General features: G+C 29.3%; 18 protein-coding genes, 1 tRNA gene and 1 rRNA gene. 3 read left to right on the top strand and 17 right to left on the bottom strand.

Annotated features, from left to right (window positions below; translation table 11 throughout):
- The 7 genes from ACRC28_RS09725 to tsaD form a co-directional block, all read right to left on the bottom strand.
- Positions 1-664, bottom strand: a 664-nt coding sequence (locus tag ACRC28_RS09725) for a MupG family TIM beta-alpha barrel fold protein (RefSeq protein WP_438543254.1), incomplete at its 3' end; no start/stop codon positions are given.
- Between the two features lie 28 nt (positions 665-692).
- Positions 693-1586 carry an N-acetylglucosamine kinase gene (locus tag ACRC28_RS09720; RefSeq protein ID WP_438543253.1) on the bottom strand — a complete coding sequence of 298 codons (894 nt, stop codon included), beginning with the start codon at positions 1584-1586 and terminating at the stop codon, positions 693-695.
- Positions 1587-1641: 55 nt separating this feature from the next.
- Complete coding sequence (locus tag ACRC28_RS09715; RefSeq protein WP_438543252.1) at positions 1642-1950, bottom strand: PTS lactose/cellobiose transporter subunit IIA; 309 nt, start codon at positions 1948-1950, stop codon at positions 1642-1644.
- Positions 1951-1981: 31 nt separating this feature from the next.
- Complete coding sequence (locus tag ACRC28_RS09710; protein WP_438543251.1) at positions 1982-2293, bottom strand: PTS sugar transporter subunit IIB; 312 nt, start codon at positions 2291-2293, stop codon at positions 1982-1984.
- Positions 2294-2711: 418 nt separating this feature from the next.
- Positions 2712-3869, bottom strand: coding sequence for a S1C family serine protease (locus ACRC28_RS09705; RefSeq protein ID WP_438543250.1), 1158 nt, complete (start codon positions 3867-3869; stop codon positions 2712-2714).
- Positions 3870-4032: 163 nt separating this feature from the next.
- Positions 4033-5019 carry an alpha/beta fold hydrolase gene (locus ACRC28_RS09700; RefSeq protein ID WP_438543249.1) on the bottom strand — a complete coding sequence of 329 codons (987 nt, stop codon included), beginning with the start codon at positions 5017-5019 and terminating at the stop codon, positions 4033-4035.
- A 42-nt stretch (positions 5020-5061) separates the two neighbouring features.
- Positions 5062-6075 carry a tRNA (adenosine(37)-N6)-threonylcarbamoyltransferase complex transferase subunit TsaD gene (tsaD, locus tag ACRC28_RS09695; protein ID WP_438543248.1) on the bottom strand — a complete coding sequence of 338 codons (1014 nt, stop codon included), beginning with the start codon at positions 6073-6075 and terminating at the stop codon, positions 5062-5064.
- 170 nt (positions 6076-6245) lie between these two features.
- Here tsaD and ACRC28_RS09690 point away from each other — a divergent pair, with 170 nt between their 5' ends.
- The gene (locus ACRC28_RS09690) at positions 6246-6878 is read left to right on the top strand and encodes a RusA family crossover junction endodeoxyribonuclease (protein ID WP_438543247.1); all 633 of its coding nucleotides are present in this window, start codon (positions 6246-6248) and stop codon (positions 6876-6878) included.
- Positions 6879-6893: 15 nt separating this feature from the next.
- Positions 6894-7463: a GDSL-type esterase/lipase family protein gene (locus ACRC28_RS09685; RefSeq protein WP_438543246.1), complete on the top strand. Its 570-nt coding sequence runs from the start codon at positions 6894-6896 to the stop codon at positions 7461-7463.
- Here ACRC28_RS09685 and ACRC28_RS09680 read toward each other — a convergent pair.
- Both ACRC28_RS09680 and yedF read right to left on the bottom strand, forming a co-directional pair.
- Positions 7446-8411 (bottom strand): NAD(P)/FAD-dependent oxidoreductase, encoded by a 966-nt coding sequence (locus ACRC28_RS09680; RefSeq protein ID WP_438543245.1) that lies wholly within the window; start codon positions 8409-8411, stop codon positions 7446-7448. The genes ACRC28_RS09685 and ACRC28_RS09680 overlap by 18 nt on opposite strands.
- A gap of 24 nt (positions 8412-8435) precedes the next feature.
- Complete coding sequence (gene yedF / locus ACRC28_RS09675) at positions 8436-9002, bottom strand: sulfurtransferase-like selenium metabolism protein YedF (RefSeq protein ID WP_438543244.1); 567 nt, start codon at positions 9000-9002, stop codon at positions 8436-8438.
- 163 nt (positions 9003-9165) lie between these two features.
- Between yedF and ACRC28_RS09670 the strand changes: the two genes are divergently transcribed.
- Positions 9166-11022: an LTA synthase family protein gene (locus tag ACRC28_RS09670; protein ID WP_438543243.1), complete on the top strand. Its 1857-nt coding sequence runs from the start codon at positions 9166-9168 to the stop codon at positions 11020-11022.
- Between the two features lie 57 nt (positions 11023-11079).
- Here the strand turns inward: ACRC28_RS09670 and ACRC28_RS09665 are convergent, their stop codons facing one another.
- From ACRC28_RS09665 to ACRC28_RS09630, 8 genes are all read right to left on the bottom strand, one after another.
- On the bottom strand, positions 11080-12423 hold the full coding sequence (locus ACRC28_RS09665; protein WP_438543242.1) for a TldD/PmbA family protein: 1344 nt from the start codon (positions 12421-12423) through the stop codon (positions 11080-11082).
- Positions 12424-12435: 12 nt separating this feature from the next.
- A complete protein-coding gene (locus tag ACRC28_RS09660; RefSeq protein WP_438543241.1) occupies positions 12436-13818 on the bottom strand; it encodes a TldD/PmbA family protein in 1383 nt (460 codons plus the stop codon).
- Positions 13819-15294, bottom strand: coding sequence for a hypothetical protein (locus tag ACRC28_RS09655; RefSeq protein ID WP_438543240.1), 1476 nt, complete (start codon positions 15292-15294; stop codon positions 13819-13821).
- Complete coding sequence (locus ACRC28_RS09650) at positions 15284-16693, bottom strand: sensor histidine kinase (protein WP_438543239.1); 1410 nt, start codon at positions 16691-16693, stop codon at positions 15284-15286. The genes ACRC28_RS09655 and ACRC28_RS09650 overlap by 11 nt, the downstream gene beginning before the upstream one ends.
- Before the next feature lie 3 nt (positions 16694-16696).
- Positions 16697-17380, bottom strand: a complete 684-nt coding sequence (locus ACRC28_RS09645; protein WP_438543238.1) for a response regulator transcription factor — start codon at positions 17378-17380, stop codon at positions 16697-16699.
- A 134-nt stretch (positions 17381-17514) separates the two neighbouring features.
- Complete coding sequence (locus tag ACRC28_RS09640) at positions 17515-18426, bottom strand: polysaccharide deacetylase family protein (RefSeq protein ID WP_438543237.1); 912 nt, start codon at positions 18424-18426, stop codon at positions 17515-17517.
- 150 nt (positions 18427-18576) lie between these two features.
- Positions 18577-18651: transfer RNA gene (locus tag ACRC28_RS09635), tRNA-Asn, on the bottom strand.
- A 59-nt stretch (positions 18652-18710) separates the two neighbouring features.
- Positions 18711-18837, bottom strand: a 23S ribosomal RNA gene (locus ACRC28_RS09630); the annotation flags it as partial.

Below are 18837 nucleotides of genomic sequence, written 5' to 3'. Positions count from 1 at the left end.
CATCAACTAATCCTGTTGCAAATAAGTGTTTAGCTTGTACATCTATCGAAAGATTTCTGTGTTCTTCTAATGTACATAAACCTTCTGATACAGGCCATGGTCCATTTTCAGCAGTAGGTGAGTTTACAAATGCTGCAACCTTTATTCCATAATCTTTAAATTGTTTACTACATTTAATAAAGTGATCATATCCAAGTCCTGTATATACGTGTGGATAGAAGTTATGACATCCATAAAGATTTGTAAGATTTGGATGATAGCTCATTACATTATCAATGTACTTAGTTCCATTACTTACATTAAGTTCTATTTTTAATCCATACTTATTGAAAGTCATAATAGCTTCTTCGTTACCTGCAAATCCCATATCAAGTCTTATTCCGCTTAATCCCATGTCTTTAAACATTTTTAACTCTGTTATAGATGCTCCAAGTCCGTTAAATACAGTTGGATCTAAGTCTGCTATTACTTCCATTCCATGCTTGTTAGCAGCATCTAACATTACTTTAAATTCTTCAACGATTTGCTCTACTGGCTTACCTTCAGCTGATAAAAGGCATGTAAATATTCTACTAAATCCATATTTTGCAGCTAAATCTATATAATCTACTATTTTATCCATATCACAGTGGTTTGGGTAAATTGAAATTCCTAATCTTTTCATTTATAAATCCTCCGTTTTATCTTTTCTTTTATCTATTTTCTTTTTTATAAATATAATAAGCACCAATTGCAGGTGAAACACTATCATCTACAAAAGATTTTACTTTAATATTCTCATTTAAATAATTTTCAAATGCAGTTCTAAGAATTTTTGACTTTCTTATAACTCCACCAACAAGTCCTATACTACACTTTTCAAATTCTAATGCTTTAAATACTCTTTCTGCACTCTTCCCTATTTCTATTCCTTCATTTACTAAAATAGCTTTTGCATCTTCATTTCCAAGTTCAGCATGCTTAGACACTAAACCTGCCATTTGTGCTATCTCATCTTTAGTTGATGAATACACAAAATCAATAATATTCGAAACTTCTTTTATATTTAACTTTTCTAATATATCTTTAGAAAGTTCACTTCTTTCTAATCCATAATCATCTTCTTTAATCATTATTTTAAATGCTTCAATAGATATTTTATAAGCACTACCTTCATCACCTAGAAGATGTCCCCATCCTCCAACTCTTTTTTCATTCGCTCCATTTATTCCAAAAGCAATAGACCCAGTCCCAGCAATAACTAATATACCATCTTCACCTTTTAGCAATGCTTTTAAGGCTAAATCTCCATCATTCATAACTTTACTACTAAATCCAAATTTCTCTTTTACTTCATCCTCAATAACTTTTGCATTATCAGAAACTTCCGATCCAGCTATACCTAAGTATAAACCTTTTAATCCATCTCTTCCTAGCTTATTAACTAATCCTTCTATAGAATCTGTAATATTCTTCAATGCCTCATCTCTACCATTAACTAAGTTTCCAAATCCTGTAAGAGTACTTTCTAAAACTTCTCCCTCTAAGCTATAAGCTACAGCTTCTGTTTTAGTTCCGCCTCCATCTACACCTATTACATAATTCATAGTTTTCTACTCTCCTTAAAACATAATCAATGAACTCTAATGATTTCATTAGAGTTCATACTTTTAAATTTATTTTCAAATATAAATCTACTAATTCATTAGCTAAATCTCGAAGTGTCATACTCGTCATTAAATGATCTTCCGCGTGAACTAACAACAATGAAACTCTAGAATCTAATTCACTAGTCTCTTTTTGCATTAAAGTTGATTGAGAAAGATGTGCATACCCAATTCTTTCATTGGACTTTTGGAGTAATTTTTTTGCAAGCTTACCTTTACCTGTTTTTGCTGCTTCAATAGCTTCCATCGAATAACTTCTAGCCTCTCCACTATGCATTATAAGGTTTAATGTAATTTCCTCCATAATATATGCACCTCTCTATCAAATATATATCTTACTTATTTTCTAATAATTTTAATGCGTGAGCTAAAACTTTTGCTCCGTTCATTGTTCCATAATCAACAGTATTGATTACATCAACAGGTACTCCTGTTGGCTCATACTTTTCTTTCATTTTGTTAAATAAGAATCTAACTTGAGGTCCTAATAGTAATACATCCATTTCATCTTCATGGTTTTTTACATCTGCTTCTGAATAAGCTGCGATTTGACAATCTACACCTTGCTCTTTTGCAGCAGCCTGCATTTTTGTTACTAATAGACTTGTTGACATTCCTGCTGAACAGCATAATAATATTTTTTTCATAATATTTTTCCCCCTCATTATACGGTTATTTATTTTTATTTTTTTAAAACCCTTTATCAGTTATCACACTATATAAATATAGCAATTTGCATGCCAAGTTTTATTTTTTCTTCTATCTCCGTAATCTTAACTATGTAGCCGTTTTCCAAATTAATATTTCCAATAAATAGTGTGTATTGTTTAAACACACTATCTTTATTATTACACACTTGTTAATTTTTTGTAAAACTGTGCAATTCATATAATTTTTAGCTAAACCCAGTGGAGCTAGAGGCTCCACGCCAACAAATCACTTTTTTTAATTTCTAAAACCTTAGTTAAACCACTAGCTATAGGCTTTTATAGAATATAAAATTTTATACTTTCCTAGACATTAAAAAAGAGCCTTATACTTCCTTTAGTATAAGACTCTAAATTTCTAACTATCCATAGTTAATGTTAAATTCACTTGTTTTCCATTACGCTCTACTACTACTGGCACTTCTTGACCAATTTTTAAAGTAGATTTTATTTTATTTAACTCTACTGCTGTTTTTACTCTCTTACCATTAAATGAAATTATAACATCTCCTGGTTTCATTCCACCTTTTTGTGCTGATGAAAAATCATTTACTTCTGCTACATATACACCTTCTGGTAAATTCTTTTCTTTAGCAAGAGCTTTATTAACATCTATAATTTTTATTCCAAGTGTTATTGCTGGTTGTGATAATACTTCTAATTTTGATTTTACTTCATTTATAGGAATAGCAAAACCAATACCTTCTGCACCGCCACCAACTTTTAATGTATTAATTCCTACAACTTGCCCTTCAGCATTAACTAAAGGTCCTCCACTATTACCTGGATTTATTGGTGTATCTGTTTGAATTAAATTTATTTGTTTTCCTGTCTTTGTATCAACAGTTCTTCCAACTGCACTTACAATACCTTGTGTAATTGTACTTGCAAATTCTTTCGAAAGTGGTGTTCCTATTGCAACTACTGATTGACCTGGCTCAAGTTTTGATGAATCTCCAAGTTCTGCAACTGCTGGAACTTTAACATTTTCAGTAAGCTTTAATAAAGCTACATCTTCTGCTTCATTATAATTTACAACTTTTGCATTAACTTCTTGCCCTGTACTTAAAGTTACCTTAACATCACTTGCTCCCTTTACAACATGATAGTTAGTAAGAATTTCTCCACCTTCATTAATAATAAATCCAGAACCAATTCCTTCAACCTCTTCTGGTATATATCCATTGCTTAAAGCAACAGACTTTGTTGATACTATAACTACGGCTGGTGCTACCTTTTTATAAACCTCTTGTATTGTTAATGGGCCTGTCTTTTTAAAATCTGGTTGACTTGTAAATGTTCCATTTGTATTTTTTCCTATCACATAATACGTTATAGCTCCACCTGCTATACCTGATACTAATGAAATTACTACTATTCCTATTACTCCTAAAAATATTTTTCCCTTTTTAGATTTTTTCTTTTTAGGTGCTTCATACTTTGTATTTACATTATCTATATTTGTATCTACATCTTCTATATTTAAGCTTTCATCCTTGTAATTTTCGTCTTGCATTTTTATTTTCTCCCTTCATTTCTTTATATTTCCTATTATATAACTTATTATATTAACTTTCTGTGTCATTTTAATGTCATTTATGAAAAAAATAAAAAATTTCAAAAAAATAATACCTAAGTAGTCCACTAGGTATTATTTACACTTTTATTAAATTTAATACTTATTTATTGTTTTCTCTTGCTTTTATTCTACTTGCTTGGTCTACTACCTTATTTATTGCTACAAAAACATCTCTTGGATTTACACTTGCAAAAGAGTCTCCATTATAATCTACATAATAATCTGTAGTATAATCTTTGCTACCTAATTCTTTTAATGGACTATCCTTCACATTGCTTATTAAGTAATATGGTATGTCATTAAACATTCCTTTTGTTTGACTCTTACTATTCATATCATATAAATTTTTATTTTCATTATAAATTGCATTTCTATAAGGTGCTATATTTTTATTCCAATCATATTGGTCTTTTTCTTTTTCATTAGTCAAATTCTTTTCAAAATCTGGATATTCAGTTGTAAGTCCAATTTTATCTAATATCCATGTCAGAGTACAATTTGCTCCTATTGCTTGAACTTTTTTCCCTGCTAATGAAATTACATTTTTCACGTTATGATATTTTTCTTTATTAGCTTCATCAATTGGATCTACTAAAACTACACCTTTTACATTGTTTGGATAAAGCTTTGCATAATTAGTCATAACTAAGCTTCCATACCCTTCTCCAACTAGAATATAATTTCCTCCAGTTGCAGATTTTTTCAATAAAGTATGAAGTTGCTCTGCTTGCTCTTCTGGTGTTAATCTCTCACTACCTGAGCTAAGTCCGTATCCATTTCTGTTATATACAAATGTTCTAACCTTAGAATTTTCTAATTCTTCTATAGTTTTATTCCATTCATACATATTAGTTCCAGTATCTCCACTAAAGATAACTGTGTAATCTCCTGTACCTTCTGTTTTATAGTATATTTTCTTTCCATCTATAGTTACATAAGAATTTTTTACCTTTATCATTTCTTTTGAAACAAAATTATATACCTGTTGTATCCCTACACCTAGTATAATTACTGCTAAAACTATATAAATAATTCTTTTTATTAGCACAGTTTTAGGTAGCTTTTCTTTCATATTGATTTTTTTCATACTATTTGATTCTGCTAATAAACTCATTCTCTACATTTAAATCTATAACTTTAGATTTGGCTTTGCGTTTAAATCTAAGTTAGACTTCTCTCCTTTTATAAATCTAAAATAAGCAGCACTTCCAATCATAGCTGCATTGTCTGTACATAAAACTGGTGATGGGAAAAGTATCTCTATATTTTTCTTTTTCCCTTCTGTCATAAGTGCCTCTCTAAGTGCTGAGTTTGAAGCAACTCCACCTGCTATGGCAATCTTATCTAATCCTTTTTTCTCACAAGTTAAAAATACATTATCTTTTAAAACTCCAACAACTGCATTCTGAAATGATGCAGCTACATCTGCTTTATTTACTTCTACATTTTGCATTTTAGCTTTATTTAAATAATTTAGTACAGCTGACTTTACTCCACTAAATGAAAAATCTAATGTATCTTCATGTGCAAATCTTGCTCTTGGAAACTCAATTGCATTTTCATTTCCTTCTTTTGCAAGTTTATCTATTTTAGGTCCACCTGGATATCCAAGCCCTAAAGCTCTAGCAACTTTATCATAAGCCTCTCCTGCAGCATCATCTCTAGTTTGACCAATTACTTCGTATTCTCCATAATCCTTTACATAAACTATAAATGTATGCCCACCTGATACTACTAATGATACAAATGGTGGCTTTAAATCTTTGTGCTCAATATAGTTTGCAGATATATGCCCTTCTATATGATTCACTCCAACTAAAGGCTTAGAGGCTCCTAATGCTAAACCTTTTGCATATTGTAAGCCAACTAATAATGCTCCCACTAAACCTGGACCATATGTAACTCCAATTGCATCAATATCTTCTAATGTCATATTAGCTTCTTCTAATGCTTTTTTTACAACTTCATTTATAACTTCAATATGCATTCTTGATGCAACTTCTGGTACTACTCCACCAAACTTCTTATGTGTTTCTATTTGTGTCCATATTACATTTGATAAAACTTCTCTTCCATTTACAACAACTGCTGCTGAAGTTTCATCACAACTTGATTCTATTGATAATATTATTTTTTTCTCCATTAACTTTACCTCGTTTAAAATTTCCTCTAAAAAGTAAATTCACTATTTGTAATTATACTTCAAATAAACCTTATTATCAATTATTAACTTATCTAATCTTCCATAGATATTTTATGTTAAAATCAATATGTATATATTTTAAAAATAACATTGTCTAAAAGGAGATTTTTATGTCAGATTATGCAAAAGTAATTGTTAATGGTTCTCCCATAACAAAATCTAACTTTAAATTACATAATAAAGATGGAAGAGCTATCCTTCCTTCAAATAGTGGAAAATACCATGATAGATATGCATTATATGAGCAAGAGATTGCATATGTTGCTAGACTACAAAATCCTAAAGTCGTATTAGAAGAAGGATTAATTGCAATTTTAAAAGTTTTTTATAAAAGTGAAAAAAGACACCCAGATACTATAAACATTTGTAAAAGTATCTTTGATGGTATAGAAAAAAGTGGACTTATTATAAACGATGCACAAATTAAACAGATTTTTATCCAAGAAAATTATGATAAAGAGAACCCACGTTTTGAATTAGAACTTTTTAAAGAAAGTTCTTATGATATTGGTTATACCATCACAAAAAAGGAAGTAAAAACAGAAAGTAAAATTTACTCTCCTGTAAATTCAAAGAAAACATTAGAAAATAAAATTAAGCCAAAAAAAATAGAAGAAAAACCGTCTTCTAAAGCTAAAGAAACTTGTGAAATTTGCAATAAAACTATAAAGAATGGTGATTTCTTAAAAGCAAATGGTGGTAAAACTTTAATTTGTCGCCCATGCTTTAATAATTTATTTTAAAAGGATGTGATTTATATGCTTTCTAATCCCATTATATTAATTGGTGATAGTTTAACCTTTGGCTATGGTATTTCTAAAAGAAACAGCTTCCACTCTTTATTAGCTTCCACTCTTTCTAATGAAACTATTTTAAAAAAAGGTATTAATGGTGACACATCAACTGGTATTTTAACACGCTTTTACCGTGATGTTGTATCTCATAATCCTAAAGCTACTTTTATAATGTGTGGAACTAATGATTTATTATCAGGTCGCTCCGTTTCTTCTATAATTTCAAATATTGAACTTATGATTAAGGATTTGCTTTCTATAAATTCAAGAATAATTATAGGAATTCCACCTTATATTATTAAAGAACTTGCAATAGAACTTTTTTCATATTCTTCTTATTATGATTATGCTTGTAAATCTTTAATAGAATTACAGTCAGAAATATTAAATTTAAAGAAAAAATATCCCATAGAAGTATTAGATTTTTATAATTTAACTAAATCTAACCTTCCACAAGATATTTATATAGACGGTATTCATTTAAATGAAAAAGGAAATAAACTTTTTTTCAACTCTTTACTTAGCTTGTTGTAATGATTGAAGGTATTCATATGCCTTTAATCCTGCAACATATCCCCCAAGCTTTTTCTCTTTTTCACAATCATCTCCATATATAAGATTTCCACAAGCAAACATCCATTCAATAGACGTTTTATAATCTTCTACTACAATCTCTTTTTTCCCTGCTTTTCTCTTTATATCAAGCATTTCAATCATTCCTAGTTCTGGGTAATATCCAACTGATAAAAATAAGGAATCACAATTAAAGCTTTTCTCTTCTAAAGTTTCTAAATCTAATACTTTAACACTGTTTACTCTTCTTCCACCAGCAACTTCTAAAAGTCTTGCTTTTTCAATAACTTTTATATCAAAACCATCAATAATTTTTCTATCTTCATCAGAAATTTTATATCCACTTTCAGTATTTACAACTAAAGCTTCTACTTTTCCACCTTCTAATTCAGTTCTAATAGCTAAAATTAATGCCCATTTACTATTTGCTATAATTACTGGATTTTTCCCAGGCAATACTCCATCTAAGTTAATTATTTTATGTGCATTACCAATAGTGAATACTCCTGTAAATTTACTAGTTGGAATTAATACACTACCTGTATATCTTTCTCTACATCCTGTTGCTAAGATTACAGCTTTTGCCTTTATAGTTTTAATTCCATCCTCTTCATTTATAAATGTTACTTTTTTATTATTTGAAATATCTAATACAGTAGTTTTAAGCTTTAACTCATAATCATGGCCATAACTATCAAGCTTATCTTTAATCTTTCCAATTACTTCTGGTCCTGCTAACTTTTCATCTTCTATTGTAAATCCACAATGAATGCATTGATTTAAAACTCCACCATAAGTTTCTTCTCTTTCAAGAATAAGAACATTTTTACAACCATTTTCTAATGCACTTATAGCAGATGTCATTCCTGAAATTCCACCACCTATGACTACTAAATCATATTCTTTCATTTTTGCACCACCATTCTTAACTTTTTAAATTTTAACTATTCTTTTTTTATTAGTTATTTCTACTATTGAGTACATATTTCCAACTTCTCCAATCTTAAGCTCTTCTTTTAAAGAGTAAAAATCTAAACATGCACCACAACTAATAATTTTAGCACCTTTTCTTTCAACTTCCTTTATACTTTCTATTACATTATTCTCTCCACAAGTAAGCTTTACACCACCATTTAAAAATATAATTTCTTCTGGAACGTCTTCAGCTTCTGATAATGCATAAAGATAACTTTTCATTAATGTTTTTCCAAGTTCATCATTTCCTTCACCTAATTTATCTGTAGTTACTAGAATAGAAAAACCATCATTTTTCACTTCTTCTTTTTTTTCTTTTTTTTCTATAGTTATTTCATATATTCCATCTATTAATTCACTATTTACTATAAATCCTGCGCCTTCTGCAAATCTAGTTACATTTGTATTAGCAATTTCATTATCTACTAAAATTACACCAATTCCTTTATCTATTGCCTCAAAATATTTTTTTGTTTCCACAACCGGTTTAGGACAATCTAATCCTCTGCAATCTACTCTATTCATAACTTTTCACCTCATACTTATTTTTATTATAATTATATCATTTTTCTATAAGCATTTCTTAACATTTCCTTATTTTATCTTTTACATATCTGTATTTTATTGCTATATAAGATTTCCTGTACTATAATTTATTAAGAAATTATTATGTGCGAGGAGAATATAAATGATTAAAGCTTTAAAAAACTTTTCACTAAAAGATTTAGATAAAGATTCTGTCTTTAGAAGTATTTTATTTTTAATTCCCTTAATAGGAATTATAATAAAAGGTATTATATTACAAGGTTTTATCCTAAATGCTGACCCTTATAAGCTTGATTTTAAATTAGGATATTTAAATTCAAAATATTGCTTATTATACTACATAGCTTTTGCTCTTGTATTTTTAAGTTTTTCCTTACTATTTAAAGGAAAAGGGCGTGTTATCTATTTATTTATAATAGATTTTTTACTAACAATTTTAACACTAGTAGATTTATGTTATTTTAGAGGCTTTTTAACAATGCCTTCAATTTTATTACTTAGTCAAACTGCAAACTTAGATAATCTCTCTGGAACTATTTTATCCTTATTTAGTGTCCAAGACCTCTATTTATTTGTAGATTTAATCATTATGGCAGTCTTTGTTTTCTTTACAAGAAAATCATATGTTAAAAGACAAAAACGTGCCTTAAAAACTTTTGTTGTAACTTTAATATTACCATTAATCTTTATAGCATATGTTCCTTTCAATCTTTATGTTTTAGGAAATAAAGATGTTAGAAATGCATACTTTTTTGATAACTATGATCCAATTAATACGGCAAAATATTTTTCACCAATTGGATATCATATTATGGATGCTATAAATGTATATAAAGATTCTAAACCATATGAATTAACTGCAGAAGATAAAACTAATGTTGATGCATATTATAAATTCAAGAATGAAAACTTAAAAAATAATGAATACTTTGGAATGGCTAAAGGAAAGAACTTAATAATCATTCAAGTAGAATCATTAGAAAGCTTTGTTTTAGGTCAAAAAATTAATGGAAAAGAAATAACACCAGTTATGGATGACCTTATAAAACATAGTCTTTACTTCCCTAATATATATGAACAAGTAAATGAAGGAACTAGTTCTGATTCAGACTTAATGGTTAATACTTCAATGCTACCTTTAAGACGTGGTTCTACTTTCTTTAGATATCCTGTTCGTGATTACAACTCACTACCAAGAATACTTGATAGTAACAAATATCATTCAGTTTCAATCCACCCTGACAAAGGTTCATTTTGGAACTATGCAAATGGATTACCTGGTTTAGGTTTTGAAAACTTTATTGATTACTACTCATTTACACCAGACGAGTTAGTTGGAATGGGTATAAGTGATAAATCTTACTTTAGACAAGTTGTTCCAATGCTTCAAGATTTAAAAGCACCATTCTATGCTCATACTATAACTTTAACTAATCACGGTCCATTTGATTTACCTAAAGACATGAGGAAATTAAATCTTTCACCTGAATTAGATAAAAATGAAATGGGTGGTTACCTAGAAAGTGTTCATTATACAGATGCACAAATTGGATACTTCTTATCATTATTAAAAGAATCTGGTTTACTTAAAAATAGTGTTATTGCAATTGTAGGAGACCATACTGGTGTTCATAAGTATTATCAAACAAGCATAGATAAATTGACTGATAAAGAACCTTGGTTTGATGATAAAGGACAACCTACAGTTCCATTTATTCTGTATGACCCAAGTACTAACTTAAAACCAAAAACATTTGATGTTGTTGGCGGACAAATAGACATTATGCCAACATTATTATATGCACTTGGAATTCCTTCATCAGAATATGAAAATACTGCTATGGGAAGAAACCTTTTAAATACTAATAGATCTTTTGCAATCTTAAATAACGGAACAATTGCCGGAGATACAAAAGACTTAACAAAAGAACAAATTAAACTTATAGAAGAAAGTCCTAATCTTTCAGATAAGCTTATACGTTCAAACTTTAATAAATAAAAACAAATGCTTAGAGAAAATTTTTCTCTAAGCATTTTTATTTTATCTGATTAATTTTTACTCTCCTGCAACTGACATTTCACCTACATAAACTGACGGTGAACCAAAGCTTGTCATTGGGAATTTTATATCATCACAAACTACTTCTATATTTTTTAATAAATCAAAGAAATTTCCTGCAACTGTTATCTGCTCAACTGGTCTTCCCTGCTTACCATTTTCAATAACAAATCCTTTAGCAGCTAAAGAAAATTCTCCTGTTATAGAGTTTGCCCCTGAATGTAATCCTGAAAACTCAGTTACTATAAGTCCATTTGAAACGTCTTTTAATAACTCTTCAAATGTTTTCTCACCTTTTTCTAAATAGAAATTAGTTGGCCCTACACTTACAGGTGATGCATATGAGCTTTTAAATCCACTACCAGTAGATTTTCTATTTTCTTTATTAGCTGTTTTTAAATTGTGTAATAAAGTTATAAGCTTTCCATTTTCTATAATTGATTTTTCAAATGTAGCCACACCTTCATCATCAAAAGCTACTGATGCAAGACCATCCTTCATATGTGGATTATCTATTATAGATACCTTAGAAGATGCTATTACTTCACCTTCTTTTCCCTTAAGTAAAGATATACCTTTTTGAGCTAAGTCTCCATCAAAAATAGACCAAAATGATTGAAGTAATGAAACCATAGCTTCATTTTTTATTACAGTTTTATATTTTTTAGATTTTATAGATTTTGCAGAAACCTTATCCATAGCTTCTTTTATTGCCATTTTAGCTATCTCTTCTGGCTTAACCTCTTCTATAGACTTTGCAACAGCATATCCAAAACCATCATATTTAACATTATCAATTTCTAAAATAGGTGCAACATATGCAGTTAAAAGATTAAATCTATCACTAAGTTCTAATGATTTTGAATTAGATATTCCATATTTAACATTTGAATATCCTATTCCGCATCCACCAAAGTTAACAATCTTATCACTTTGCTTTTTACACTCTTTTTCCATTTCTTTTGCAAGTTCTATTAATTTATCTGCTTCTATATTTTCTAAGGCAATATGATAATTATTTATCTTAGCATACTCTTTATCACCTTCATAAATAAACTGCTTATCATCATCTTCAATATAAAGTGCTGCAGCTTTTGCATTATTTATAAGCATATCTATAGCATTTTCATCTATTATTTCACTATATGAGTATCCCATTCTATCATTTACTTTTGCTCTAAATGAAATACCAAAAGATTTATTTAAATTATATTTTTCAACTTCCTCTTTATAAATATTAATACTTAAGCTTTCCTTATCTGAAAAATATATTTCAAACTCTTCCATTCCTTCTGCTTTAGCTTTTTTAAATAATTTTTCTTTAAACTCTTTAAATTCCATAACTTACACCTCCTATCTTCCACCTACAGTTATTTCTTTTACTCTTATCATTGGCTGACCAACATTTACAGGAATACTTCCTGATGATGAACCACACATACCTTGTGCTTGAAGACAATTATCTCCAACCATATCAATATCCATTAGAACTTGACCGCCTTTACCTATAAGAGATGCTCCACGTACTGGGTCTCCAATAACTCCATCTTTAACTAAATATCCTTCTGCTACACTAAAGTTAAATTCTCCTGTTACTGGATTTACAGAACCTCCTCCCATCTTCTTCGCATAAAGTCCATTATCTATTGATTTTATAATATCTTCAGCCTTATCTTCGCCAGCCTGTATATATGTGTTAGTCATTCTTGAAGTTGGTGCATACTTGTAGCTTTGTCTTCTTGCATTACCAGTAGGCTCCATATTCATTCTTCTACCATTTAACTTATCTATCATATATCCTTTTAAGATACCATCTTCTATAAGAACATTTTTTCTAGCTTCCATTCCTTCATCATCAATATTAATTGAACCCCATGAATTTAATATAGTTCCATCATCAATTGCAGTAACCTTAGTTGATGCAATCTGCTGACCTAGCTTTCCTGCAAACTCTGAGTTTCCTTTTGCAACTGATGTAGCTTCTAATGAGTGTCCACAAGCTTCATGGAATATAACTCCACCAAATCCATTATCAATAGCCACAGTCATTTTTCCTGCAGGACATTCTTTAGCATGTAACATAGTTACTGCTGTTTTTGATGCCTCAACTGCATAAAATTCTGGGTCAACTTCTTCAAACATTTCAAAACCTTTAAGTCTTCCTGGTCCTTCAAATCCTGTTTGATTTTCACCATCCTTTGAGGCAATTGAATGAATTCCAAGTCTTGTTCTAGCTCTTCTATCTTCCACAAATACACCTTCTGTGTTTGCAACCATTATCTTTTGATCTTTATCACTATAACTAACACTCACCTTAGTTATATCAGTACTATAATCTTTTGCTTTATTGTAAGCTAATTTCATTACATCAATCTTTTTACTATAGTCTACTGCTTCAGGATATAATTTAATAATATGGTTATTTTTAATTATCTTTTTATTATCTAATCTAATTTCCATATCAACCTTTAAGTCACCAAGTGCAACTGCAGCTTTATGAGCTGTATCTAAAAGGCTAGTTAATGAATTATCATTAGTGTATGCATATACACTTTTTAATCCCTTAAAAATTCTTATCCCTACTCCATAGCTTCTTCCACCAATAACATTTTCAACTTTTCCATCTAAAATTCCTAATGAATTATTTATAGAATCTTCAACGAAGATTTCTGCAAAATCTCCGCCAGTCATCATACATTTTGATAGAACTTTTCCAATAACATCTTTTGATAACATTTAATTTTCCTCCATTTGATTTTTATATTCATTAAATGATGTATTCCAATAACTTACGTAATCTCCTGAACACCATTCTGCCATAATAACTTTATCATTCTCATTTAAATTATACCTAAAAATAGGTTTCCCATCCAATTTATTATTATTTATCTTATAAACTAAAAGTTCTCCTTTAATAAATATAACTGCAAGCTTTCCATCTGGTGATGTATATGCGTCCTCAATAGTTGGCATTTCAGCTCTTAACATCCTCCATGGAACATATAACGTATCATATTTTACTAAATTCGAATTAGGTTTTATATTAGTCTCAAAATCATAAGATGGATTATTTGAATTTAAAGGTGATATCTTTCCTTCAATATCCCACTTTCCTTCACTTCGTTTAAGTGTGAAGTCTTTAAAATTCGGGCTTCCATTTACCAATGTTTTTTCTTCTCCATTTAAATTATTATATTCATCACTAAATGCTTTTTGAAATACTGGATTTATCCCATTATTATATATATCTTCAAGTGCAACCCCTTTATTCAATGGGAATATATCAATTGGTATCATTTTATAATTAGAATAGTTTCCTTTAAAATCATTTCCTTCATATGTTTGAACTCCAATATAATCATTTCCTACATAATTTATATTTTGATATAAATTATAATTTCCTTGTAAAGCCTCATTTTGAATATTCTTTCCTTTTCCATTGAATGGATTCACCTCAAAATATTGCTTATAATATCCATTTATATTTTTCTCTTTAGGAATTATAGTCCACATCCCAGTCATTCTTGGGAAAAATACATCAGGTGCTTCTTCAATATTAACTTTGTTATTTGCATAACTAACCCATAATGTCCTATAGGCATAATTTTCAGTACCCTTATCATTTGTAATTAATGTTTTTAAGCCTATAAGAACTCCTGTTTCTGTACTACTTTCATTTACTGATAAACTGTTTATACTAGCTTCACCATTTTTAAGAGTAAAATCTGATTTTGTTACATTTCCTATTTTACTTACCTTTAATAATACTCCTCTATAATATATATATCCACTATCTGGAGTTATACTAAAGAAATCAAAAATTACATTATTTTTATCTGCAGCTGTTATCACATTTACGCTTTGTACGCCTAAGTCTGAAACATAATATTTTTCATTATATGCAATGCAATAATTTCCACTGACCACCTTTAATTTATAATTAACATTCTTAAATATTTGATTATCCATATTTATTTCATTGTTGCCTATATAAATATTCTCTTTTATCAAGTGATTTATATCGCTTTTCGGATACATATTGCTTTCTAATACTTTATAAGACTCTACTTTCCATGTTCCTGAAATAGATAAATCATCATTTACTGGTGCTTTTATTTTTAGCATATTGTTTCCCGGTACTTTTTCACATCCTGAAAATGCTAATACTAAAAAAGCTAAAGCTGCCAAAACTATAATTATCTTACTCTTCATAAGGATTACCAACCTCCCTTATAGGAATTTTTATAATTACAGTTGTTCCTTCTAAGTACACACTATCAATTTCTAAATTTCCACCATGCAAATTGACTATTTCTTCTGCAATAGATAGCCCAATTCCAGCATTAGATTTTCCATTACTTCCCTTATAAAACTTTTCTTTAACCCTTGAAAGTTCTTCTTTAATTATCCCACATCCCGTATCCTTAACCTTAATAATTATCCAATCTTTTTCCCTATCAAAAGTTAAGAATATACTTCCTTCAGCCTCTGTAAATTTAAATGCATTATCTAAAATATTTATTAAAACTTGCTTCATTCTATCAACGTCTAAATCTATCTCTAAATTTCCTGCACTATTTTCTATACAAAAATTCAATCGTTCTCTCAATGCTCTTGGTCTTAAATAATCTTCTATATATTTTGCAAAAACTGCAATGTCAATCTTTTGATGCTTTAAAGATATTTTTCCTCCTGTAAGTCTTGAGAAATCTAAAAGTTCTTCAACCATATTTGATAATCGTTCTGTTTCTTTTTCAATTATGTCAAAACCTAACTCTAAAGTTTCCTTGTCAGTTTTTTCATCTTTAAGTGTTATAACCCATCCCTTTATTGCTGTTAGTGGAGTTCTTAGCTCATGAGATACTGAAGAAATAAAATCATTTTTCATTTGCTCTCTTTCTTTTATTTCATCTGCCATATAATCAATAGTTTGAGCTAATTGTCCAATTTCATCATCAGTAATAAAATTATTTCTTTCATCTAGATTTCCGCCTGCAATCTTTTTTGCTGTATTCTCTAGCTTAAGTATTGGATTTACAATATTTCTTGCCATAATCAAACTTAAAGTAATTCCAATTATTAATACTGCAACAGATACTATTATAAAAAAGCTAATAATAGAAACTATTCCTTTATCAATATCTTGAAGAGATGTTGTAAATCTAATTACACCAATTATCTGTCCATTTGCTTTTAGTGGCTTTGTAACTGCCATTACCTTATATGGGCAATAAGTTACATTTCCAACCCATCTACTAGTAATTCCTTTAAGAGCTTCACTCACTGCCTTCTGATAAGTCTGTTTATTTTCATTAGTTGCAATTGAATCCATTATTAGCTTTCCATTTTTATCGAATATTTGAACTTGTGCTGTACTCTGATTCCAAAAGGCATCAACATTATCATAAATATTTGCGATTAATGTACTTGTTGAATAATATCTATCATAAAAATTTGATGCTATATCGATTTGATTTATAAGCATAGCTTCAGTATTATCATAATAATATTTCTTAACGAATATAGCTAATAAAACATCTAGTATTATTACTGTTGAAAAAATTACAATTAAGAAGTTTCTAATTAATTTATGTTTTATACTTCCCTTCATCTTCTATTCCTTCCATCTATAGCCTATACCCCATACGGTTTGTATATAACTTGGGCTTGACGCATCATCCTCTATTTTAGATCTTAATCTTCTAATATTTACATCTATAATCTTAGGATCTCCAAAGTAATTATATCCCCAAACTGAATTCAATAACTCATCTCTAGAAAAAGCTTTATTAGGATTTTCTATAAATGTTTTCATTATTAAGTACTCTTTTGGCGTTAGATCAATTTCTACTCCATTCTTTGTTATTTTTTGTGAATATAAATTAATAAGAAAAGGTCCATTCATTAATTGTTCCTTATTATCCTCACTCTTATTCTCCATTCTTCTAAGAATTGCCTTAATTCTTAATACAACCTCTAATGGATTAAAAGGTTTTACTATATAATCATCTGCACCATATTCAAGCCCCATTATCTTATCCATATCCTGTCCCTTTGCTGTAAGCATGATTACACCTAATTTAGGATACTTCTCTCTCAATTCATTACACACTTGAAACCCATCAATTCCAGGTAACATCACATCTAAAATAGCAACATCAATTTCATTCTCCATAGCCATTTTAATTCCATCTTCTCCTGTTCCTGCTTCTATTACCTCAAAATCATTTCTCATTAAATTTATCTTTAAAAATCCTCTAATACTTACTTCATCTTCTACTAAAAGTATTTTTGCCATAAAAATTCACCTCTTTAATCTTTCTATAAATATTATAATCTATTCTTTTCACTTTAATCCATTTTCAAATTCTAAAAAAAGCGTAAAATTTTATTTCTTAAATTCTACGCTTGTCCTCTTTGTATATAAACTTACTATTTCATAGTCTTAAATTCAAAACCTTTGCTCTTTAAATATCTAATTGATTCTTTAAGAGTTTTTGCAGTATTTTCTTTACCATACGTATCATGCATTAAAAGGACTAAGTTATCAGCAGTATCTCCTGACTCATCAACTGTTTTCTTAAGCTTTGCTAGTAATTGACCTTCTGATTTTTTTCCACCTTCAGAATCCCCATTTAAAGCATTCCAATCAACATTATAAAATTCATTACTTTCTAAAGCTTTCTTTCCTTCTTCTCTTCCATTCCATGACCAATAACCACCTGGAAGTCTAACTACTCTAGATTTAAATTCTGTTCCAATAATCTTGCTTAATGACTGATTAGTTTTTTCAAACTCACTAATTAAATATTCACTATCAATTATATTATTAGGATACAACCTTTTATAATCATGAGTATATGTATGATTTCCTATAGCGTGTCCACCTTTAACAATCTCTTTAATCAATTCTTTACTTTGACTGTTTTTATCTACACTTTCTCCTAATACAAAAAATGTTGCCTTAACATCTTCTTCTTTTAGTATTTTTAATACTTCTGGAGTCACTGTAGTTGATGGTCCATCATCAAATGTTAAATATGCCACTTTCTTTCCATCTGTTCTAACTGGAAATCCTTTTTTTCCTGTAATTAAATCATTTAAATTCTTACTTACAATTTCTACATCATCTGCAAACTTATCTTCTTCTAATGGTAAGTATCTTACTCCACCTATTACTTCTTCTTTTTTTTCTGGTGCTACTTCCTCTAAATCTTTAGCAACAGCTTTTCCTTTGTCGCTTAAACTAATTCCACCAATTAAAAAAATTCCACTTACGATTGCTATTACCCCTATAGCAACTATTCTTCTTCTCTTTATCATAGTTTTTCTCTTTATTGACATATTACTCCTCTTTTCTCACTTTTATTCCTCTATTATAGTAACATTTTTTCACCGATTTGTTATTACAATTAATAATATTTTTAGTTACAATTTAGTAATAATTTTAATTTTGCGCAAAAAAAAAGAAGCACTTGCTTCAAATAAAAAAAATGGCTCCGCGAAGAGGACTCGAACCTCCAGCCTATCGGTTAACAGCCGAGTGCTCCACCATTGAGCTATCGCGGAATATTCATTTTTTCAGAGATTGTTCTCTGAAAATTACACATGACTTTTGTTAATATATATTGGTCAAGCCCTCGATCTATTAGTATTAGTCAGCTGAACATGTTGCCATGCTTACACCCCTAACCTATCAACCTTGTGTTCTTCAAGGGATCTTACTAGCTTACGCTATGGGAAATCTCATCTTGA

The sequence above is a fragment of the Clostridium sp. genome (genome assembly GCF_051650885.1).
GTDB lineage: Bacteria > Bacillota > Clostridia > Clostridiales > Clostridiaceae > Clostridium.
This window is presented reverse-complemented; position numbering and strand designations above follow the sequence as displayed.